Annotated in this window: 23 protein-coding genes; 12 read left to right on the top strand and 11 right to left on the bottom strand. The window is 36.1% G+C overall.

Going from position 1 to position 21,044, the window contains the following annotated elements; translation table 11 throughout:
* The first annotated feature begins 179 nt into the window (after window positions 1-179).
* From C7Y47_RS16725 to C7Y47_RS16705, 5 genes are all read left to right on the top strand, one after another.
* Complete coding sequence (locus C7Y47_RS16725) at window positions 180-659, top strand: thioredoxin family protein (protein ID WP_142509819.1); 480 nt, start codon at window positions 180-182, stop codon at window positions 657-659.
* Window positions 660-802: 143 nt separating this feature from the next.
* Window positions 803-1,504: an O-linked GlcNAc transferase gene (locus tag C7Y47_RS16720; protein ID WP_142509818.1), complete on the top strand. Its 702-nt coding sequence runs from the start codon at window positions 803-805 to the stop codon at window positions 1,502-1,504.
* Between the two features lie 285 nt (window positions 1,505-1,789).
* Window positions 1,790-3,970, top strand: a complete 2,181-nt coding sequence (locus tag C7Y47_RS16715; RefSeq protein ID WP_142509817.1) for a bifunctional diguanylate cyclase/phosphodiesterase — start codon at window positions 1,790-1,792, stop codon at window positions 3,968-3,970.
* A 171-nt stretch (window positions 3,971-4,141) separates the two neighbouring features.
* Complete coding sequence (locus C7Y47_RS16710) at window positions 4,142-4,699, top strand: hypothetical protein (RefSeq protein WP_142509816.1); 558 nt, start codon at window positions 4,142-4,144, stop codon at window positions 4,697-4,699.
* Between the two features lie 257 nt (window positions 4,700-4,956).
* Window positions 4,957-5,610 (top strand): alpha/beta hydrolase, encoded by a 654-nt coding sequence (locus C7Y47_RS16705; RefSeq protein WP_142509815.1) that lies wholly within the window; start codon window positions 4,957-4,959, stop codon window positions 5,608-5,610.
* A gap of 65 nt (window positions 5,611-5,675) precedes the next feature.
* Here the strand turns inward: C7Y47_RS16705 and proC are convergent, their stop codons facing one another.
* Window positions 5,676-6,476, bottom strand: a complete 801-nt coding sequence (gene proC, locus C7Y47_RS16700) for a pyrroline-5-carboxylate reductase (protein WP_142509814.1) — start codon at window positions 6,474-6,476, stop codon at window positions 5,676-5,678.
* A 545-nt stretch (window positions 6,477-7,021) separates the two neighbouring features.
* Between proC and cyoE the strand changes: the two genes are divergently transcribed.
* Window positions 7,022-7,960, top strand: coding sequence for a heme o synthase (cyoE, locus tag C7Y47_RS16695; RefSeq protein ID WP_142509813.1), 939 nt, complete (start codon window positions 7,022-7,024; stop codon window positions 7,958-7,960).
* Between the two features lie 37 nt (window positions 7,961-7,997).
* Here the strand turns inward: cyoE and C7Y47_RS16690 are convergent, their stop codons facing one another.
* Complete coding sequence (locus tag C7Y47_RS16690) at window positions 7,998-8,732, bottom strand: metallophosphoesterase (RefSeq protein WP_142509812.1); 735 nt, start codon at window positions 8,730-8,732, stop codon at window positions 7,998-8,000.
* A gap of 285 nt (window positions 8,733-9,017) precedes the next feature.
* On the opposite strand from C7Y47_RS16690, the gene C7Y47_RS25010 reads away from it, so the two are divergent.
* On the top strand, window positions 9,018-9,191 hold the full coding sequence (locus tag C7Y47_RS25010; RefSeq protein ID WP_185903519.1) for a hypothetical protein: 174 nt from the start codon (window positions 9,018-9,020) through the stop codon (window positions 9,189-9,191).
* Here C7Y47_RS25010 and C7Y47_RS16685 read toward each other — a convergent pair whose 3' ends face one another.
* The 4 genes from C7Y47_RS16685 to C7Y47_RS16670 form a co-directional block, all read right to left on the bottom strand.
* Window positions 9,192-9,641 carry a helix-turn-helix transcriptional regulator gene (locus C7Y47_RS16685; RefSeq protein WP_142509811.1) on the bottom strand — a complete coding sequence of 150 codons (450 nt, stop codon included), beginning with the start codon at window positions 9,639-9,641 and terminating at the stop codon, window positions 9,192-9,194. It lies immediately after the preceding gene.
* Between the two features lie 168 nt (window positions 9,642-9,809).
* Window positions 9,810-10,214 carry a hypothetical protein gene (locus tag C7Y47_RS16680; protein WP_142509810.1) on the bottom strand — a complete coding sequence of 135 codons (405 nt, stop codon included), beginning with the start codon at window positions 10,212-10,214 and terminating at the stop codon, window positions 9,810-9,812.
* Window positions 10,215-10,372: 158 nt separating this feature from the next.
* Window positions 10,373-11,710: a hemolysin family protein gene (locus C7Y47_RS16675; RefSeq protein ID WP_142509809.1), complete on the bottom strand. Its 1,338-nt coding sequence runs from the start codon at window positions 11,708-11,710 to the stop codon at window positions 10,373-10,375.
* Between the two features lie 32 nt (window positions 11,711-11,742).
* Window positions 11,743-12,126 carry a MerR family transcriptional regulator gene (locus C7Y47_RS16670; RefSeq protein ID WP_142509808.1) on the bottom strand — a complete coding sequence of 128 codons (384 nt, stop codon included), beginning with the start codon at window positions 12,124-12,126 and terminating at the stop codon, window positions 11,743-11,745.
* Between the two features lie 852 nt (window positions 12,127-12,978).
* On the opposite strand from C7Y47_RS16670, the gene C7Y47_RS16665 reads away from it, so the two are divergent.
* Entirely contained in the window at window positions 12,979-13,557 is a 579-nt protein-coding gene (locus tag C7Y47_RS16665) for a YdcF family protein (protein WP_185903518.1), read from the top strand.
* A gap of 201 nt (window positions 13,558-13,758) precedes the next feature.
* Here the strand turns inward: C7Y47_RS16665 and C7Y47_RS16660 are convergent, their stop codons facing one another.
* Window positions 13,759-14,253, bottom strand: coding sequence for a hypothetical protein (locus C7Y47_RS16660; protein ID WP_142509806.1), 495 nt, complete (start codon window positions 14,251-14,253; stop codon window positions 13,759-13,761).
* 187 nt (window positions 14,254-14,440) lie between these two features.
* On the opposite strand from C7Y47_RS16660, the gene C7Y47_RS25750 reads away from it, so the two are divergent.
* Entirely contained in the window at window positions 14,441-14,572 is a 132-nt protein-coding gene (locus tag C7Y47_RS25750) for a hypothetical protein (RefSeq protein ID WP_255505234.1), read from the top strand.
* 44 nt (window positions 14,573-14,616) lie between these two features.
* Here the strand turns inward: C7Y47_RS25750 and C7Y47_RS16655 are convergent, their stop codons facing one another.
* The 4 genes from C7Y47_RS16655 to C7Y47_RS16640 form a co-directional block, all read right to left on the bottom strand.
* On the bottom strand, window positions 14,617-15,189 hold the full coding sequence (locus C7Y47_RS16655; RefSeq protein ID WP_142509805.1) for a 5' nucleotidase, NT5C type: 573 nt from the start codon (window positions 15,187-15,189) through the stop codon (window positions 14,617-14,619).
* A gap of 12 nt (window positions 15,190-15,201) precedes the next feature.
* Window positions 15,202-16,317, bottom strand: coding sequence for a flavodoxin-dependent (E)-4-hydroxy-3-methylbut-2-enyl-diphosphate synthase (gene ispG / locus C7Y47_RS16650; protein ID WP_142509804.1), 1,116 nt, complete (start codon window positions 16,315-16,317; stop codon window positions 15,202-15,204).
* A 95-nt stretch (window positions 16,318-16,412) separates the two neighbouring features.
* A complete protein-coding gene (locus C7Y47_RS16645) occupies window positions 16,413-16,757 on the bottom strand; it encodes a hypothetical protein (RefSeq protein ID WP_142509803.1) in 345 nt (114 codons plus the stop codon).
* Between the two features lie 52 nt (window positions 16,758-16,809).
* On the bottom strand, window positions 16,810-17,328 hold the full coding sequence (locus C7Y47_RS16640) for a DUF1189 family protein (protein ID WP_142509802.1): 519 nt from the start codon (window positions 17,326-17,328) through the stop codon (window positions 16,810-16,812).
* 195 nt (window positions 17,329-17,523) lie between these two features.
* Between C7Y47_RS16640 and C7Y47_RS16635 the strand changes: the two genes are divergently transcribed.
* The 3 genes from C7Y47_RS16635 to C7Y47_RS16625 all read left to right on the top strand — a co-directional run bounded on the left by C7Y47_RS16635 (window position 17,524) and on the right by C7Y47_RS16625 (window position 20,684).
* Window positions 17,524-19,155 (top strand): Na/Pi cotransporter family protein, encoded by a 1,632-nt coding sequence (locus C7Y47_RS16635; protein WP_142509801.1) that lies wholly within the window; start codon window positions 17,524-17,526, stop codon window positions 19,153-19,155.
* A gap of 163 nt (window positions 19,156-19,318) precedes the next feature.
* Window positions 19,319-19,798, top strand: a complete 480-nt coding sequence (locus tag C7Y47_RS16630) for a DUF456 domain-containing protein (protein WP_142509800.1) — start codon at window positions 19,319-19,321, stop codon at window positions 19,796-19,798.
* A 280-nt stretch (window positions 19,799-20,078) separates the two neighbouring features.
* Window positions 20,079-20,684 (top strand): superoxide dismutase, encoded by a 606-nt coding sequence (locus tag C7Y47_RS16625; protein WP_132356757.1) that lies wholly within the window; start codon window positions 20,079-20,081, stop codon window positions 20,682-20,684.
* The last annotated feature ends 360 nt before the right edge of the window (window positions 20,685-21,044 follow it).

Below are 21,044 nucleotides of genomic sequence, written 5' to 3'. Positions count from 1 at the left end.
ATATTCGTATTGAGCATTATATATGTATGTTCCCAAATTTGGGCCAAATTATGTTTGAATTATGGAAAAACTTATTTTTAAAGACTTATTAGTTTACTAGGTTTTAAAAACACATTATAATCAATTGCGAATACACTAAAACTAGGGTTTTTAGTGTGAAAAAGGAGGAACATATTCTCGTGAAAAAACTACTAATTATTGGCTCAGTCATCGTTTTGTTATTTGTAGCGATTATTGTAGTAACGCTTGTATCAAACAAAAGTAAGTTAGAAAGTGCAAATAATCCTTACGGCGACAAAGAACTAAAACAAGAAACTATTGATCAATTAGATGATAAAAATTACCAAAATATTATGTTGCCCGACGAGCTTGAAAAAAAAATAAAAGCTGGTGAAGATGTAAATGCTTATTTCTTCAGTCCAACATGTGTGCACTGTAAAGCTTTTACACCCAAGTTAATGCCTATGGCTAAGAAGCTTGGTGTTGATATTGCTCAATTAAATGTTTGGGAATATCAAGATTTATGGGATAAATATCATATTAATGCGACACCAACTTTTATTCGTTTTGAAGGTGGTAAAGAGGTTCAACGCTTTGAAGGTGCCTTATCAGATGAAGATTTACGTACATTTTTAAATAAAGAAGTATTGAAAAAATAAGTAAAGCTGAGACTGTATCAAAAGTTATTTTTGAACAGTCTTTTTTTATTGCTAGTTAAAGCCTCCGGACGCAAAAATGCCATAATGGATTTTTGTAGTGTATACTAAATATACTGAAGAGTTGTACATTGGAGGAATATTGAATGACAATGGATGATTATTTTTATAATGGTGAGCTAATGAAGTGTTATGAGGCGGCTAAGCGAGTTACAGATAACAATGAGAAAGCGTTAGCTGATAAATATATTAAATTATTAGAAGAGTATGATTTTACTTGCTATCCAAAGCCTGCATTGGATGTTGAAACTCAACATGCAGAACGAGCGGATGAAAGTTATCCTGAATCGGATACCGTAGTCGAAATTCGTGCGATCAAAGATGAAACAGAGTTTTCAAAGCGTATTAAAGAACTTGAGGATGTAGTAACAACAGGTACCTCAATTGAAAAGGCACAATCATATTTTACACAAGGTGAACTGTTTTTGTTTGCACATCATTACAATGAGAGTGTCCATTGTTTTAGACAAGCAGTAAAAGAAAACCCTAACAAGGCGTTATATTGGGGCATCACGGGTCAAACGATGCATCGCTTTGGGTGGATGCCATTCGATGCACTTGGCTACTTAGAGCAAGCTATTAACTTAGATTCGAAAAATGCGCGTTGGAAATGGAATAAAGCACTTGTTCTTATTCAATTAGCGAAAGATTTGCAGATGGCACCGTTTATGGCAAATGCTGCAATTACATTAGAAGAAGCAATAGCTGATTGTGGCAAACATCAGCGTTCCTTAAAAGATGCTATCCAAAATACAATAGATAATATGGATAGCTATGTATTTTCGTAGTAGATAGAAGATGTCTCAAAAGCTGAGGCATCTTTTTTTCTTTATTCAGCATCTGTTTTTTGTAGCGATATTTTTATCCCGAAAAAGCCCGATTAGTGAAGATTAATAATTAGTGTAGGATGAAGAACCCCTCCTACTGATTAAAGTTTCACTTTATTGTCCTGAATTTTTGTTCTTTTTTGGTTAAAAAGTCGATACTTCATAATAGTTTTATAGTATAATTATCCTAAAACCATCAATAAAGCAGTAGATGGAGGAAATTATTTAGAGCTTAAGAAGGGAGTTATGATGTGGAAATTTAATGAGGATTTTTCATTTGTGAAGCAGGGCAATCAATTCATCCTATTATCAATGATTTTATTAATCGTAATGGGTTTGGGTAGCGATAAATTTTATGGGATATTTGGAGAGAACAATTATGTTACGATTCATTTAATGATGGAAATGCTTATAACTGTAGTGACAATGTCTATTTCAATTCAGACATGGTTAATTACGCCTTATATTTTATCGAATAGAGTCCTCTATGTTGGGGCATTATTTTTAACGATTAGCTTATTAGAAATGGCTCATACACTTTCCTATAAAGGAATGCCATTTTTCATTACAGAAAGTACGCCGTATGCATCAACATGGTTTTACATGTTTTGTCGATTACTATTATCAATTGGTTTTCTCATTATTTTTTTTATAAAGGAGAAGGAAATAAAATCAAGTTATCGTTGGTTTATTTATAGCTTGCCATTTCTAATAATCATTTGTTGTTTTGGCGTTCTCTATGGTCCAACGCCAATTTTGCCCCCACTTATAATGGAAGGTGAAGGACCTACTGTTATAAAAAATATTTTACAATATACAGCTGTAGCGCTTCAGCTGGTGATTATGGTTCTATTACTTAAAAATTTTAAGAAAGCACCTAAAATTATATTTTTATTATTATGTAGTTCAATTTATTTAATCATGAGCGATTTTCTTTATACAATTTATCAAGATGTTTATGATATTAAAAACTTCATTGGACATATTTTTGAGCTAGGTGCATCTTATCTTTTATTTAGAGCTATTTATTTTTCATCTATCGAAAAACCTTTTCAGCAGTTAGTTGATACACAAGAGCATTTAGAAAAATCTCGCGAAAAGATGCATCATATGGCTTACCATAATGATATTACGAATTTACCAAATGAACGTTTTTTAATGGAATCATTAAAGAAAGATTTAGACATATCTAAATCCCAAAAGGCAATTCTTGCGATCGGTATAGAAAGAATTCCTGCTATTAAAGCGTCTTTAGGTAGTACATATGCAGACCAAATGATAAGTCTAATCGCGCAAAGATTGAAAAATGTTTTACCAGAGAAGTATTTACTTTGCTTGCTGAGAGAAGATTATTTTGTCGTTTATATTGATGAGGTGAATAATACCCATCAATTAACGCAGCTTAGTCAGCAGCTTCAATTTGTCATGGAAGAATCATTCCAAATACAACATTTTTCCCTCAATAGTCAATTAAATATTGGTATTGCTTTATTTCCAACAGATTCTTATAGGGAAGAGGAACTTATTAGATTTGCACTCTATGCTATGCATGAAGCGCAGAAATCTCCAACTCGTCTACGGTTTTATGAGTCCTCAATATCTAAAGAGACGACGGAACAACTTTTATTAGAAAATGATTTACATGATGCATTAGCGAAGCAAGAGCTTTTTTTAGAATATCAACCGCAACTAGATTTACATACGGGCCAAATTAAGTCAGTAGAGGCTTTAGTCAGATGGCAGCATCCAAAGAAGGGGTGGATTTCGCCGGGAGTCTTCATCCCAATTGCTGAGGAATCGGGATTAATTATTCCTATTGGACAATGGGTACTAGAAACGGCCTGTCAACAAGTAAAGAAATGGGAAGCAGCGGGATTGCCACCGATTAAAGTAGCGGTCAATCTGTCATTAGGTCAACTTTTTCAGCAAAATTTAGTTGAAATAATTCATCATGTTCTTGAGAAAACACAATTAGAGCCGAAATATTTGCAGCTAGAGATAACAGAGAGTATGACCATCAATATTGATCATATGACGACGATTTTACAAAAATTGAGGGCGCTTGGTGTTACGATCGCAGTAGATGATTTTGGGACAGGCTATTCGTCATTATCTTATTTAAAGGATTTTCCTATAGATTGTTTAAAAATTGATCGATCTTTCGTTCAGAAAATACATTCGAACTCTACAGATAAGGCATTAGTGGACATGATTCTCTCTATGGCAAAGCATCTACAGTTAAAGGTAGTTGCAGAAGGAATAGAAGAGATAGAGCAGCTAACATATCTAATAGACAGTAAATGTGATACTGTACAGGGCTTCTTATTCAGCAAACCTGTACCTCCACATATATTACAGGAGAACTATCAAACGCTTCACAAAAATGCAAAGTCTATTTTAGATTCAATTACTACATCTAAAGTATAAAATGTTCATACAACATCCTTGTTTCATCTTTTGACGAGGATGTTTTTTTGTTAGCTTGTAAAAGTATGAGAGCCTACATGGCAGACCTAAACGCTACCCGTTTATTTCTATTCTACAATCATGGTATGATAGTGAGGAAATGATTTGTAGATATAAAGGACGGGTTTTTTCATGGCACAAGAAGTGGCAAATAAATTTATTGAAAATGTATGTAATCATTTAGTGCGCAATATGAATATTACGAAGGTTGAGGAGCACTTTAAAGAAGTAATAGAGATGCAGCGTAAATCAGCACAGTCTCAAATTGATTTTTGGGATATGTTAATGATGAATATGCTGTATTTTACTGAAAATGAGCAAATTTGGGAAAAAGAGTTTTTGAAGATGCTCGAAAAGAAAGAGTGGTTAAAGACCACTATACTTGAAGAAGAACTATTGATGCATCAAATGCGAATTCGTCAGCAAGTTGCAGAACAAATGGATGCCGCTAAAGAATTGTTTCATAAGCAATATATGACAGACAATGTGACAGAGGAAGATATTGTTTACGATTATGCTTATAGCTCTGCTGGACATTCAATGCGCGTAGATTTATTAACGGTACTTGTCTCAACTCCAGAGCAATCAAAAGTGCTATTTAACGCAGATCCACAAGAAACGATTCGTATAATTAACGGCTATATTGCTTATCACACTGACGGGATTATAAATAAGACAAAATTACTGTAATTTGGCTCATTACAAAAGTTGAGATAATAGCTGTCATGTAAATAGGTCGATCGCAGTACCTTGAGCGAACCGATAGAAGAACAAAGGCTAAAAGTATACGTTCTATTATTACGATTTCGTACATAAAAACATTGTGTTCCAAGTGTCTGATCGTACGTCCCAAAAACTATTTATGATAACGAAGCAATCCTGTTTTTGTCTAGCTATTTTTTGCAGTATAATAAGGTGACACAAGTTCACCTGAAAGGAATTTTTTTATGAATACACCATTTACATTTAAACATACACAACCAACGAATATGGATCCAAATAGAAAATATCCAGCGATTTTTTTATTGCATGGAATGGGAAGCAATGAAGATGATTTACCACAATTAGTGCAGGACTTTAAAGAGCAATGTCATATCTTTAGTTTACGTGGACCTATTACGCAAAAGCCTGGCTATGCTTTTTTCACAATCCAAGACATCGGTAAACCAGACCGTGAAATTTTCGATAAAGTATTAGTGGCTCTACAACGATTTGTGTTAGAGGCAATGGATGAATATCAAATTGATCCACATAAAGTGTACATGCTTGGATTCAGTCAAGGAGCAGTTTTGGCACAGTCACTTGCTTTTGCAATGGGTAATTTAATTACAGGAATAGTAGCATTAAGTGGCTACACGCCGAAATTCGTGACAGAGGAATATGCAATTCGCCCAATCAATCACTTACATGCATTTATTTCTCATGGGGATTATGATTATGTCATCCCATCGCAATGGGGCGCTGAAAGTAAAGAACTATTTGAGCAATTTGGAGCTACTGTGACATTTAAGCAGTATGCAGACGGTCACGGTGTTACACCAGAAAATCTACGTGACCTAATTGCATTTTTAGCACAGGAATTACAAGATAATATTCAATGAAATGAAAAGCCGAGACACGAATGATGTCTCGGTTTCGTTTTATTTTTTAGTAGATCAAGCAAGCTCTATTTTGATAAGTTTCGATCTTTGTTAGTCACTGCAGCGACTGCATCGTGAATCGTTGTTTCAAAATGATTGCTTTGTAATGAGGATACACCTTGAATAGTTGTTCCTCCCGGTGAGCATACCTGATCTACAAGTGCCCAGGGATGTTCCTGAGATTGTATTATCATTTTTGCACTGCCGAGTACTGCATTTGCTGCAATATCAAGAGCCATGCTTTTTGGCATTCCTTCACGAACAGCAGCACGTGCTAAAGCGTCAATATACATATAGGTGAATGCTGGTGAAGCTCCACCGATCGTTGTAAATATAGAAAATAGGTGTTCAGGGACCTCGATTATTGTACCTACTGTTTCAAACAGTGAAACGACATACTGTAGCTGCATATCTGATACTGGTTCACTTGCTGTAAAGCAGCTTGTAGAGGCACCGATAAGCGCATTAATGTTTGGCATTACACGAATAATGGGGGTAACTTCAGATAGATAACCCTGAAAATATGAAATATTTTTACCTGCAGCAATGGAAACAATGACATGGTTGTCTTGTAAATGCTTTTTCACCTCTGGTAAAACATCTGGTAACATTTGGGGTTTGACACCGAGGATAATGACGTCACAATTCGACATAATATCTTCAATAGAGCTTGCGGCTAGAATACCGTAAGAGGTTGTTAATTTTGTTGTTTTTGCTTCGGTACGATTATAGCCATAAATAAAAGTAGGATTAAAATCTCCGCTTTTACACATTCCTTTGATAATGGCCGTTGTCATATTTCCAAGGCCGATAAATCCGTATTTCACGTGATAGACACTCCTTCATATAGAGTTAAAAGCATACACCTTAGTATAGAGTAGATTGTTTTACTTGAATAGTAATATGCAAAGAATCAAGCCAATTAGGTTCAAATTCACGCCAGTCGGTGGTATCATAGAAGATGTTGTGAATGAACGTGTATCTCTATTTTCATTAGGTAGAATATAAAGAGTAAGAAAATCATGTACTTTATGTGAACATTGAGACAGATTCTATCTAAAAGGGGTAGAATAATAATTTGATATGTATACTTATTTCAGCGAATGTTTTTGTAACTAAAGTACATCGGCAGTTACAAATGTTTTTTGTAGCGAGCTATAGAAGTCAACCATCACTATAGATGGTGATGAATGCGGGTGTAAGTGCCAAAATCCGCTGAATGGATGTCAAGGAATCGGCAAGGAGTTCTTAGTGCAAGCGCAAAAGCAGATTCCGGACGCAATTATGCCGACGCATATTAATCGCATGCAAAATTTGTCGCTTTCTAATGGTAAAGCGTGTAGAAATTAAGAGAGAAAAGGAATTAAGATGAATGGAACAAAATCTAAAAACGGAGCATAACCTACAATCTTCCAAGAAGTCCTCGCGCCCTTCTATTTTAGCGCAGACAGTAAAAACAGGGATCATTAAATCCAATTTAATTCCTATGTGGGCTGGTTTAACGCTAGGTATGTACAAAAATAAAATGACTTTTGTAGAGAATATACCTGAAATTATTTTCGCAACGATTGGCTCAGCGCTTGTTATTGGTGCTGCTGGAACATTTAATAATGTGTATGACCGAGACATTGATGCTATAATGCCTCGTACGCAAAGTCGACCAACTGTTACTGGTGAAATGTCAGGTAAAACAGCGTTAATTTTAGCTTTTGCCATGCTTATTCTCGGGGCAGCTGTGTTGGCACTTGCTTCTCCATTAGCTGCAGGATTTGGTCTCTTAGGTGTATTTTTATATGTAGTACCTTATACAATGTGGACAAAACGTCGCACGATTTATAATACGGAAATAGGGAGTATAGGAGGGGCGGTTCCAGCTTTAATTGGTTGGGCAGCTGTTTCTTCTGATATTACACATCCTGCGATACTTGGCCTATTTTTAGTTATGGTTATTTGGCAGATGCCTCATTTCTATGCCATTGCCATTCGTAAGCATGCTGATTACGAAGCAGCCGGCGTTCCAATGCTTCCGGTTGTGAAAGGAATGCGTCGTACTTATTATCAATCGAACTTTTATTTAATCTTATTGATATTATCAAGCTTTTTATTTGGCACTTTAAGTGTTGGTATTATGCTTGTTGCTCTATTGTTAAGCATTGCATGGCTTGTGATGAGTATTTACGGATATCATAGTAATAAAGATCAAATAAAGTGGGCGACAAAAATGTTTGTTTTCTCACTTATCCACATGACAATTTTATTTACAACAGTTATTGTGTACTCTTTAGTAGGTGTTATTTTTAAATTGTATTAAAACTTTTATCTTCATTTTAGCACGAAAAGCCAACAGGTTATTCTACACTTGTTGGCTTTTCCTTTTCCACCGATATTACTTGATGACTTGGCCATTCTAATGCGTGTAACTGACCTCCAAAAACAGCTCCACCATCTATACCGATGATATTATTTTCGCCAAAATAGACACTGTAATCTGTCGGATTATGGTGAAGTCTATAGGTAGGTGTATGGCCAAAGATTACAGTTTTCTGGCCTTGATAACCTACATGAAATTCTTCACGAATCCATAAAAATTGCAAGGGATCTGTTTCTGCCAAAGCTATGCCAGGGACTACACCGCCATGTACAAAAATGGCATCCTCTAATTCGATATAAGTATCAAAGGTTGCGATAAGCTGTAAATGTTCTTCGAGCTTTGGTAAAGACTGAATAAAGCTAGGTAATGTCTCATTTTCAATGACTTCCTTAAAATCTTCTAACTGATAACCATAGCTTGCAAGAGTTGCCTCGCCACCGCAAAGTTCCACCCAATGATTCCACGGCTTAGGATCGCCAGAGCGACAGGCTTTTAGCATAATGGCTTCATGATTTCCTAATAGAACACGTGCACCTTTTGCCTGTAATTCTCCGACTAAGTTTAAAACGCCACATGATGCAGGCCCACGATCAATATAATCACCAAGTAAAAATAACTGATCCTGCACAGTATCGTAATTAGCTTTTAATAATAATTCTTCAAAAAGTTCTAATTCCCCATGTATATCACTAATTGCTAGTATTCGATCCATAAAAGAGCATCCTTTCCAGTATTAGAGAAGTTATTATTAAGTATAGAGAATAGTGTTAGAAATTTCGACTAATGAAACTTTTAACCAAAAGTTTGGTTGTAATGTTATTACGCCATACTATCGGTTTCTAGTTATACTTTATCATATGACGAAGTGATTTCATTTCTGTATTCATTCGTCTAGGTGTTGGAATAACGAAGAGAAAGAATTTGCTATTATATATAGTGATGGTCTTTTCATATCTTCATTATATAGGAGCTAGAACTAGGAGAGGAGAGAGTGAGAATGCAAGAAAGTAGTACAACAAAACAGGAGATTAATAATGAAGAAAAAGAGCGCCATCACTGGCAGTATTGTGCAGCATTTACAAAGGTTCTTTCCGATCCTAGTACTTCTGCCCATAACGTAGAGGTATTTGGATGTAATGCTTCTACGTTATGTGCGAATACAGTACAATAATTATTCTTGAAAATTTTCCCATGATTGCTTAGCTATTGACTCGTCGAATGTTGATAGTAGTCGATAATTGTTTGTATCTAAAATTCGAAAATGCTGACTAATGACGTTTTGTTGTAGACGATAACCTTTGTACTCGCTAAGATTTTTCCACCATATGTATCCACCCATCGTCTTTTCCTTAGGATATAATGTTCCGTTATTAGCAATTAAGTCGACAACCTCTAGTGGGTCCCCGCCAAGCTCATGCTGTAAAATGGAGCTTTCTCGGCATAATGCACAAACTGCAACCGTTGTAGTCCAGCCAGTATAAATACGACCTTTTTCAATTTGAACAAGTGTTTTTTTAGAGAGTCCTAGTAAATCACTCATCTGATCCTGTGTTAAGTCTTTTTCGGTACGGATTAATTTCAGTTTTTCCGAAATAAGTGTGATTAATTGTTCACGATTCATCCAAACACCCTTTCTTTCAGATAATTAAATACCATTATACATGAAAGTGGTATGAGATGTTTTTTGTTTCGAGGGTGACTATGGTTAAATATCGGGGAAAGTGCTGAATATTTGAAACGTAAAAAACAGACTATCCGCATTCTATTGATTGGACAGTCTGTTAAATATTTAAAACTCGTATTTTTTCGTGTCAGAAATAACGCGGAAATGGATACCTTTAATTTGAGCGCTTACTTTATGACGTAGTGTATCAATATCTACTAGCTTATCATTTTCATTGACACATTCTGCAATCTCTTGTAATAGCTTCGTAAATGCCTCTTTGAAGAGTAAACGCATATTATCAAAATCTAGGCTACGGAAGTTTCCGTCAATATCAAATGCCTCAACAGAATTTAATTGCTTTGAAGCACCAGCAAAACGATCATCGTATACTGTGTAGTTTTCATCTGTTACTACGATAATATATAATACTTCACCTGTAATTGTTTTTAATTCAATGTTAGTTTTGTGTTTTTTGACGTCGGTAATGATATGAATACCGTCCGAATGATATAGTTTAAACAATTTCATATGTTTTGCCCCCTGAAAATAGAATCATATCCATATATTTATTATATATGGATATGCCTAATAATGGAATAAGAAAAAAGTATTTAGAAAAACTAGAATAGTCCCATTTGAATGATACTATGGAGTTAAAATTGTTATAAACCATTAAGAAAACCATATCAGTCAGAATATGCCTCTAATACAGTAGGCACAATATTGCGAAGGGGACGAACTTCGATGTAATGAATACGATGGCCTTGCTGCTCATAAATACTAAATATATAAGGGGCCAACTCAATATTTTTAGTTGCTTTAATGCCATTATTTACTGTTAAAAACCAACCGCCCAATGTTTCGACTTCATCTGCTTCAAGTGTTACATTTAATAGTTTTTCAACATCTTCAATGAGAATTTTTGCGTTTAAAATATAGTGGTTGTCACTTACTTTTCGGATTTCTGCAATTTCATCATCATCAAACTCATCGCGAATCTCACCTACTATTTCTTCTAAAATATCCTCGACTGTTACAAGCCCTGATGTCCCGCCGTATTCATCCATTAAAATAGCCATATGAATGCGCTCTTTTTGCATACGCATAAGTAATGCTTGAATAGGAATCGTTTCAATTACTCGTATAACAGGATTAATGAAATCTTCAAGGTTTAATGAATCGTCTGTAAGTTGCTCAAGCAAACAGTGTGTAAACAATTCCTTAACGTTGATAAAGCCTAAAATATTATCACGATCACCATCATAAACAGGATAACGAGTATAATTTTCAGCGGCGATAAAATGAATCATATTTGTAAAAGATTCATTTTTTTCAATGCCAATAATCTCTGTTCGAGGAACCATAATTTCACGAGCAATACGTTCATCAAATTCAAAGACATTATTCACAAACTTTAGCTCTGTTTTATTGATTTCACCACTTTCAAAGCTTTCAGATAGCAGTAATCGTAATTCTTCCTCAGAATGTGATAACTCATGCTCTGAAGCAGGCTTCATACCAAATAGGCCAATTAATACTCGAGCTGAGCCGTTCAAAAACCAGATAAATGGATACATCACTTTATAAAACAACATAATAGGTTTGGCAAAATGGAGTGTAATCGTTTCAGCCTTCTGAATCGCAGCAGTTTTTGGTGCCAACTCCCCGACGACAACATGTAAAAATGTTGCGATGGCAAAAGCACTACCAATTGTAAAAATCGTCATATACTTATCTGAAATGCCTATCAAGTTAAATAGAGGGTGGAGCATAAATTCAAATGTTTTTTCTCCGACCATCCCGATACCAAGCGCTGTTACAGTAATACCAAGTTGACAGGCAGATAAGTACTCGTCTAAATGATTGACAACATACTTTGCAGATACGGCCCTTTTATTGCCCTCCGCAATTAATTGGTCAAGCCTTGATGAACGTACTTTTACAATAGCAAACTCCGTTGCTACGAAAAAGCCAGTTAAAGCTAATAAAATTGTAAAAATTGATAAGTTGAGTATGGTCTCCAAATAGTCGTTCTGTATGAACAGAACGTCACCTCCTAATTATGAATAAGTAAAAATAAAGATTGCATGAGTGCAATGCTTTCGGGAGAAACATTTTTTTTTATTTTTTCAATATTTTTGTTGTCTTGTTTGTTTATTTGTTCAAGTAAAGAAGTTACATCCTGCTCTAGGTCTTGCATTTTTACACGTAGCATTTGTACATCAATTTCTTCATGCGGAGTGATGTTTAGTTCATGTTGGATATCAATGAGTGAAAGACCTTGCTGTTTGCGTTGCTCGATATAATGAAGTCTTTCGATCATTGCAGAAGCATAGTAGCGATAATTGGATGCAGAACGTTCTGCTTCTAATAAGCCGATGTTTGTATAATAATCGATTGTTCTTTTTGTAATGCCTGTTTTTTCTGCAAGCTCGCCAATTTTTAATCTCTCTGTCCCAATGGAAACACCTCCAAACCATCACGTGATACTTTGATTATAACTTGTTGGTTTTGAAAGTTTCAATTAGGAGAGTCCGATATTTCAAAATTGTAAGATTTTTTTGCGCTTATTTGCTGAAGAACACCGAATAGACTTATAACAGAGATGCGCTTGTACATCTACTGCCGCTGCTCTTTCGCACAAAAAATTCTGAAGTTTCGTTTTCGCTATAACTAAAAGTGGTTGGAGTGAGGCTGTGCGACTCCTTGGGGTTCGTCGGACGTCCTCGGGAAAGCACCCAGTCGCAGTTCTTTGTTTGTTTAAGTTTCTTTTTTCACTTGCAGGTTAGGTGAAGAAAAATTGGAACATCACACGATTCCGTTCGTCTTACTATAGATTGGATTATTAAGATTAAAAGGAGAGGAAATGTGTTGTATGAATTTAATCGTAGAGTATGAAAAGAATAACAATGTATGCAATAGTATCTATCGCATACATTGTTATTCTTTGCTCAAGTGTTTTTAAATGATTCGATTCTTTTGCAACTTCTTATTCGTCTTTTGTCATTGTACCTTATATAATTTTATTTCCTTTGCCATCTAAAGAACTGCCACCGGGCGAGATTGTTGTTTTAGGCGCAGATGTAATATTTATATTTTGGACATCAACAATACAATTTTTTATTCTGAGCTTATTAACAGTCGTTTTATATTTATTCCACAGACTATTAAGGAAAGATATGTAGTAATAGCAACGATCTTTTAGAAAAGAATAAAAAACAAGCTCATATATTAAAATTTGCTACCGATAATTTAAATAATGTCAATCGTTACAGTAAATATGGAGGTTATTATGAAGAAAGTATTCAAGCTCATCACTATATTGCTCGCGGTAGTACTTGTTTTTTTTCTTTGCCTACACTTACTTATCGTGTCTCAAGGCAAAAATACTGCGATAGAAAATGCAGATTACCTCATTATTTTAGGTACACGATTATCGGGGGATCAACCGTCTAGTCTGCTGTTCGAGCGCATTACGACTGCAGCTGCATACTTAAAAGAAAACGAACATACAATTGCAATCGCTTCTGGTGGTCAGGGGCAGGACGAAATTGTGTCTGAAGCTTCTGTAATTAAAGAATCATTAATGCAATTAGGTATTGATGAACAACGAATCATCACCGAATCCAATTCTACTCGCACTCTTGAAAATTTTCAGTATTCAATGGATTACATAGACAAAGATTCCACAATTGTAGTTGTAACAAACCGATTCCATCTATATCGAGCCGAATCCATTGCTGAAGATTTAGGACTTAACGTTACCGGCTTACCAGCTGCAACACCATCAGAATTTCGTATTAAGTACTACTCCAGAGAATATTTAGCTATCGTGAAGTATTATTTAGAAAAAATACATATCCTCACCTAGCATCACAGAATAACAGTCAAGAAAAAGCTGCAACTAGACAATAACACTAACAATTAAACAAACAGGGAGCTTTAGTTAAATTTTCGATTCGCGATATATTAGAACAAAAAGACAGAATTTAATCTAGACGTTTTGTAGATTAAATCTGCCTTTTTTTAAAACAATCTTTGAGGAAACAGCCTTGTTTAAAAGCTACGGAGCTTAATTTTGTAAATATGTATCATATAGGTGATGAAGAGCATCTTCGCCAGTCATTTCTAAAATCGTTTCGTCATTAAAAATAAGTGTTACATTTGTGAGAGCGCTATCAATTTTATTGTTGTTAATAGTGCATATAACCTTTACTACACCTGTTTCTGCTAGTTGTTTTTTCTTCGTATCATCCCATGGTTGCTCAGAAAATAGAGGTGCTTTCCAAGTGCCTCTCACATGAAGCTCACTTTTTTCGGCGTCATAATCCCAGCGTACGTCACGTAAAATAGTTTTAAATAGGTCATTAACCGTAAAAGATGTATCTTTATAGTTAATGGCAATTGCTCGTACAGCATGTACATCACGACTAACTGCACTGGCTGCAGTTTCTGCTGCTGAATTTATGCCTGAAACCGCATCTTTAATTTCTGATAATCGATTACCACAGCCAGTGAGCAACGCGCAAAGACATGTTATACAAGCTACCTTTGTTATCCATCTCACAAGTAGTCCCTCCAGTTTTGTAAGTTGATACTACTATATTAACGAAAAGAAAACTATGAAAAAAGGGCATGGAGGCGGTAGATTGTGACGGTTTTGCAACTATGCGAACTCCGCTAGAATATTCGAGAAATTGGAAGTTTAAGTATCTGAAAATTCAGTGAAAAAAACTAAGGGAAGGGAGCAGTTTGTGATGAAGATTAATGATGAATTACTTGAGCGATTAGGGACTTACTTTGTTTACCATGCTGTTTATGAAAATTATGGCATTACCTTTGAAAATTTTGTGGAGCGTTGGTTACGAGGGATACTGGATGTATAAAAGAAGCAGAGTCGTGTTCAATACATGAACACGACTCCATTTGTTTATTTAAAATAATTTGTGATAAAATGGTTGGCTTCTTGCCAGTTATAAACACGTACGACATTGTCTGGAACAGCAAGACGATTATACGGAGTGTCAAATAATACAACCGGTATTTTTAATTCCTCTGCAAGCATAACCGCATTATCATGCTTATCTTCAAAAAATGCATCAACACCATGTTTTTTTGCTACGGAAATTTTATCGTGACTACCGATGAGCTCGATATGATCATACGGAATAGATCGTGATTTAAACCAATTTACCGTAACATCTGATACATTCTCACCACGAGCAGAGATGTAATAAAGTTCGTAGTTTTCTTTCCACGTATTTAAAATATCTTTCGCATCTTTAGCTGCTTCCGAAACTTCATACATAAATGGTTCATTTTCTTTAAACCATGTATTAAATGCTACACGATCAACAGGGTGAGGAAATGCTGATAAAAAATCATATTCGCACACATCGTCGAGTGTAATATTTAGATTGTATTGTTTATTGATATGTGGAATGAGAGTACTAGGACATGTTACTGTTCCATCGATATCAATACCAAAGCGAGGCTTTTTCATACTAGCACCTCCTTAGGCGTTCGCTTTTTCTGCTTCTTCAGCAGCGCGTTTTTCTACCATTTCAGCTGCTAATTTATCGATTTCTTTTTTCAACTCTTCTACCATTGTTTCTTCAGGCACTTTACGAACAGTTTTGCCCTTCATAAATAGTAAACCTTCACCACGAGCACCAGCAATACCGATATCGGCTTCACGTGCTTCACCAGGACCGTTTACCGCACAACCAAGAACAGCAACTTTTAATGGTACATTAAGTTTAGAAATATATTCTTCTACTTCATTGGCAATTGAAATTAAATCAATTTCGATACGACCACAAGTTGGGCAAGAAATAAGTGTTGCCATATTTGAAGCAAGACCGAATGATTTTAATAGCTCGCGTGCTACTTTAACTTCTTCGACAGGGTCTGCAGATAGTGAAATACGTAACGTATTACCAATACCTTTTGATAGGATTGCGCCAAGGCCAGCTGCTGATTTTACTGTACCCGCGAATAATGTACCTGATTCAGTAATTCCTAAATGCAGAGGATAATCAAAGGCTTTAGCCGCTTTCTCATAGGCCTCAATCGCTAGATTTACGTCTGATGCCTTCATTGATACGATAATATCGTGGAAGTCCAAGTCTTCCAAAATTTTAATATGGTGAAGGGCAGATTCTACCATACCGTCCGCAGTAGGGTAACCATATTTTTCTAAAATATGACGCTCTAATGAACCAGCGTTTACCCCGATACGGATTGGAATACCTTTAGCCTTAGCTGCATTAACAACAGCTTCTACTTTTTCCTTACGCCCAATATTACCTGGGTTAATACGAACTTTATCGATACCATTTTCAATTGCTTTTAATGCTAATTTATAGTCAAAGTGAATATCAGCTACTAATGGAATATTGATACGTTTTTTAATATCTGCTATCGCATCAGCTGCACGTTCATCTGGTACTGCGACGCGAACGATTTGACAGCCTGCTTCCTCAAGACGAAGAATTTCTGCTACTGTTGCTTCGACATCATGTGTTTTTGTTGTACACATACTTTGAATGAATAATTCATTACTACCACCTATTGTTAAATTACCGACACGTACGGGACGTGTATTTGTACGGTGACAAATTTCACTCATTAACTTTCTCTCCTTTTCGGGCCATACTTTCGACCGTCACTGACATTTATTTTAGCAGTGTAAGAAAATAAGGACAAGGAAGAAACGTTAACTTTTCATTTTCCGCATTTGTTTTCAAATTCAAATGACAGAGGAAGCTTAATATTTTCACCAGGAATAAGAGCCTGTAATTGTAAGTGTGGATTTAATTCATAAAATAGTTGTAAGCGTTCAGGGAAGGTCATTGGTACTTTGGCGGGATGAAGTGCAAATAAACTGTGAATGGAATCGCCTTGAATAGTTTGTACAGTAATATAATTTGGCTCTCGCTGCTTCTCACAAAGGGCTTTTTCACTATCTTTCGGATAAATGGCAGCAAGGTGTAATGAACCTTCTGTTAAATCTACTTTCACAACAAAAGCAAAAATAATAATGATAGCTGTTAACACAAAAGCACGCAAAAAATCCCCTCCTTTTCTACACTATATTTAGAAGAGAGGGAGTTCATGCACATTATTTTATGTTTGGTTGTTTTGGATATTTTGTGATGGCTACGATTAGTAGAGTTACAGTTAAAAATAAAGAAAAAACAGAGATAATTGTACTGTTAATCGGTAAATAATCTGCTAGCATACTTATTAGAATTGCCCAAGTCATGGCAAATGTCGTAGTACGCCAAATGTGACGGTATTCACCGCGACGTTTCATGACTTTTAAAATCAGTAGACCTGCTAGGGCATAGAGAGCAATTTGTGCAAAAATGAGCATCGTTGTAAAAACAAAAAGCATAATGAATGTCACGGGATACAAAACCCATTTAACACCTTCTATGTATTCAGTAATACCATTTAAACTATTCATATCAAAAGTATCAACAGACATTCCGGCCGTAAAACGACCAAAAGAGAAAACTGTAACAACAGTAATTAGAAGAAAAGTATATTGAATGACTTTTCCGATAGGTAATAAACGATAGGCAGCAAGTTTTTTTGGATGAATTAAGCTATCGATAAATAGTTGTGAGTGTTTCATAAGCAAATCTCCTCCAACCGCTATTCTACCATGTTCAACTTTGACAAGATATGAAATAAGTAATAATAACTGAGAATACGATGATGAAATGTTAATATTGTGTAAAGAAGTTAAAGGTTTTCTTTACTTTTTCTAAACTATCATTTAAAGATTAGGAATAGGGAAGTAGAGATGTAGGAATTGGAGCGAATACAATTGACAATAGATTGGCAAAGCATACTGTTTCAATTTTTAGGCGGATTAGGAGTCTTTTTATTTTCCATTAAATTCATGGGGGATGGGCTTCAAAAATCAGCAGATGATCGACTGCGTGAATGGTTGAATCGTTTTACAACAAATCCTTTAATGGGTGTGTTAGTGGGCATAATTGTGACGATTTGTATCCAGTCGAGCTCTGCAACGACGGTGATTACGGTTGGGCTAGTGAGTGCAGGTTTTTTAACATTACGTCAAGCAATAGGTGTCATTATGGGGGCAAATATTGGGACGACCATAACCGCATTTATTATTGGTATAAATATCGGCATATATTTTTATCCGTTATTGGCGCTAGGTGCAGGGTTGTTATTTTTCTTTAAGAAAGCGACGTATCAGTATATCGGGCAAATATTGTTTGGCTTCGGGGGATTATTTTTAGGATTAGAGTTAATGAGTGCAAGCATGCAATCACTCCATCAATTAGCGGACCTAGCATCATTAACCCTTCATCTCAAGAATCTGCCCATTGTAGGGATTTTTCTAGGGGCAGTTTTTACATTGCTTGTCCAAAGCTCAACAGCAACTGTCGGTGTGTTACAGGGCTTATATGCTGAGCACTTGATTGGCTTAGATAGTGCTTTACCTATTTTATTCGGTGAGAATATAGGCACGACCATTACAGCAGTATTAGCTTCACTGGGTGCTTCTATATATGCTAAGCGTGCAGCGGCGGCACATGTACTATTTAATATTATAGGAACGATCATTTTCATGGTATTCTTTACACCGTTTATACATTTCGTTCAGTGGATTAGTGGGCTATTCCATTTAGATGCGAAAATGCAAATAGCGCTTGCGCATGGCTCATTTAACATAATTAATATGATGATTCAGCTGCCATTTATCGGAGGGTTGGCTGTACTTGTCACGAAGCTAGTTCCTGGGCATGATGGAAATATTGATGTGACAACGAAGCATTTAGATCCATCATTTATTGATTCCTCTCCGGCGATTGCACTCGGGCAAGCGAAGGAGGAAGTGTTACGTATGGGAGAGCATGCACTGCATGGTTTAGAAGAAACGTTTTTATATATGAAAACGGGTGAAACTGCTCATATTCCTACAGTTTTACAATTAGAAGTAGCGCTCAATCATTTAGACAAGGAAATCACGAATTATTTAGTGATGGTGTCTAAGCAACCACTTTCTCGAGCAGACTCAGTAAGACACCATACACTGCTAACAAATGTACGAGACATCGAACGTATTGGCGATCATTTTGAAAATATTTTAGAGCTTTTACAATATAAAGATCATCATGAGGTAAATTTAAGTAAATCAGCACGACAAGATTTAATAGGCATGTTTAGCTTGGCGATTGAAGCTGTACGAAAGAGCATAGCGGCTCTGGATACAGCCAGTTTGAGTTTGGCGCAGGAAGTTACGGAGCTCGAAAGCTTGATAGATGATATGGAAGATAAACTAAGACAAAAGCATATTGCGCGCTTAAATACGTACGAATGTAATGGGGCGGCGGGAATCGTCTATACGGATATCATTAGCAATTTAGAACGTATAGGAGACCATGCTGTAAATATAGCTGACTCTATTTTAGGAATTAGACATTAAATCAATTGCGCCTTGGCGTCATTGTAGCTGACGCTTTGCTTTCGCTACAGGAAAGATTTGTAGCTGACGTTGCACTTACGATACAAACGAAAATAACTGAAACCAATAGCTTTGTAAATCCGTAAAGTAAGTAGGCTATGCACGATAAAAGGAGAGAATTTTCATGGAAGTTGTTGGCTGGATCTTAGTGATTGCCTGCTTTATCATTTCATTTGTTGGATTGGTATACCCGATCATTCCAGGTGTGATTTTTTTAATAGGTGGTTTTTTAGTATACGGATTATTTTTTTCATTTGCGGAGCTAAGCTGGTTGTTCTGGGCGACTGAAATACTATTTGTTGTCATTTTATTTGTTGCTGATTCTGTAGCCAATGCCTTTGGTATTAAAAAATTTGGTGGTTCAAATGCTGGTATGTGGGGGAGTACCATTGGTTTATTAATTGGTCCGTTCGTCATTCCGGTTGTAGGTATACTAATCGGTCCATTTCTAGGAGCTGTGATTGCAGAATTAATCGTGGAGCGTCGTACATTTGGAGAGGCTGTGAAAAGCGGTGTTGGCTCTCTTGTTGGCTTCTTAACATCAACACTTGCAAAAGCAGTCATTCAAATCGTTATGATTGTCGTGTTCTTTATAGCGATATAATTTCCTCCGATAGTTAGCTATTTAAATTCTTTCAGCGGGTGTCAAAACATCCGTTGAAAGAATTTAAAAGCCTGAGGCGGATGTCACTCCTTTCCAATTCCGGCCGTAATTATGCCGAGGCATAATTGCTAAAACAACAGGGTAGTATAGTAATCGTATTGGCTTTTCAGTCAAAAGGCTGAAATCTTCAATTTGAAGTATTTTTCGTTGAATGGTTTGACCAATTTTGATAATCTAAGAATGTATTAATTATTTCTTTATTTTAGGGAGGAACTTAACAATGGCTTACGAATTACCACAATTAACTTACGCTTATGACGCATTAGAACCACATATCGATGCAAAAACAATGGAAATTCACCATTCTAAACACCACAATACTTATGTAACAAACTTAAACGCAGCAGTAGAAGGCACTGAATTTGCTGAAAAAGACATTAACGATCTTATCGCAAACATTGATGCTCTTCCAGCTGACAAACAAACTGCTGTACGTAACAACGGTGGCGGACATGCTAACCACTCATTATTCTGGGAAGTAATCGCTCCAGGCGGTTCAAAAACTCCAGTTGGCGAAGTTGCAAAAGCAATCGATGCTAAATTCGGTTCTTTCGATGCATTCAAAGAAGAATTTGCAAAAGCTGCTACTACTCGCTTCGGTTCAGGCTGGGCTTGGTTAATCGTTGATGGTGACTCAGTTGCTGTTACATCTACTCCAAACCAAGACTCTCCAGTTATGGAAGGTAAAACTCCAGTCCTAGGCTTAGACGTTTGGGAGCATGCTTACTACTTAAACTACCAAAACCGTCGTCCAGATTACATCGGTGCATTCTGGAACGTAGTAAACTGGGATGTAGTGGAAGCTAAATTCCAAGCTGCAAAATAATTAATTTTTATTAAAAGGCTATGTCAAAGGTGATAAATCACCGAGGCATAGCCTTTTTTGCTGCTTTTTTAATATAAGATGGAGGTGAATGCCCCAACACGCCAGTTGGGCTGAAGGGGAGGGAACGATTGCCGGTACGTTTGGAGTGCTTCAAATTGTGGCTCACCCCACAATAAAAAACTATTTTTCTAGCAATTGTTAAAAAACAGAAACTTTTTATCTTAAAGTGCCGTCAAATAAATGATGTTTTCAATCATTAATTCTCAAGTGCATGCTTTCCTGTTACCTTCGAATGGTATACTAAATATCGTGTATTTAAATTGTAATTAGATGAGGAGGGGAATACATATGCGCAAAGCA

Source organism: Lysinibacillus sphaericus, assembly GCF_006864135.1.
GTDB lineage: Bacteria > Bacillota > Bacilli > Bacillales_A > Planococcaceae > Lysinibacillus.
The sequence above is the reverse complement of the archived record's forward strand: the minus strand, read 5'-3'. Positions and strand labels throughout refer to the sequence as shown.

Excerpts from the sequence above, each read along its gene's own strand:
- C7Y47_RS16720 (WP_142509818.1), top strand. The coding sequence starts at position 803 with ATGACAATGGATGATTATTTTTATAATGGTGAGCTAATGAAGTGTTAT.
- C7Y47_RS16715 (WP_142509817.1), top strand. The coding sequence starts at position 1,790 with ATGATGTGGAAATTTAATGAGGATTTTTCATTTGTGAAGCAGGGCAAT.
- C7Y47_RS16710 (WP_142509816.1), top strand. The coding sequence starts at position 4,142 with ATGGCACAAGAAGTGGCAAATAAATTTATTGAAAATGTATGTAATCAT.
- C7Y47_RS16705 (WP_142509815.1), top strand. The coding sequence starts at position 4,957 with ATGAATACACCATTTACATTTAAACATACACAACCAACGAATATGGAT.
- cyoE (WP_142509813.1), top strand. The coding sequence starts at position 7,022 with ATGGAACAAAATCTAAAAACGGAGCATAACCTACAATCTTCCAAGAAG.
- C7Y47_RS16690 (WP_142509812.1), bottom strand. The coding sequence starts at position 8,732 with ATGGATCGAATACTAGCAATTAGTGATATACATGGGGAATTAGAACTT.
- C7Y47_RS25010 (WP_185903519.1), top strand. The coding sequence starts at position 9,018 with ATGCAAGAAAGTAGTACAACAAAACAGGAGATTAATAATGAAGAAAAA.
- C7Y47_RS16685 (WP_142509811.1), bottom strand. The coding sequence starts at position 9,641 with ATGAATCGTGAACAATTAATCACACTTATTTCGGAAAAACTGAAATTA.
- C7Y47_RS16680 (WP_142509810.1), bottom strand. The coding sequence starts at position 10,214 with ATGAAATTGTTTAAACTATATCATTCGGACGGTATTCATATCATTACC.
- C7Y47_RS16665 (WP_185903518.1), top strand. The coding sequence starts at position 12,979 with ATGAAGAAAGTATTCAAGCTCATCACTATATTGCTCGCGGTAGTACTT.
- C7Y47_RS16655 (WP_142509805.1), bottom strand. The coding sequence starts at position 15,189 with ATGAAAAAGCCTCGCTTTGGTATTGATATCGATGGAACAGTAACATGT.
- ispG (WP_142509804.1), bottom strand. The coding sequence starts at position 16,317 with ATGAGTGAAATTTGTCACCGTACAAATACACGTCCCGTACGTGTCGGT.
- C7Y47_RS16640 (WP_142509802.1), bottom strand. The coding sequence starts at position 17,328 with ATGAAACACTCACAACTATTTATCGATAGCTTAATTCATCCAAAAAAA.
- C7Y47_RS16630 (WP_142509800.1), top strand. The coding sequence starts at position 19,319 with ATGGAAGTTGTTGGCTGGATCTTAGTGATTGCCTGCTTTATCATTTCA.
- C7Y47_RS16625 (WP_132356757.1), top strand. The coding sequence starts at position 20,079 with ATGGCTTACGAATTACCACAATTAACTTACGCTTATGACGCATTAGAA.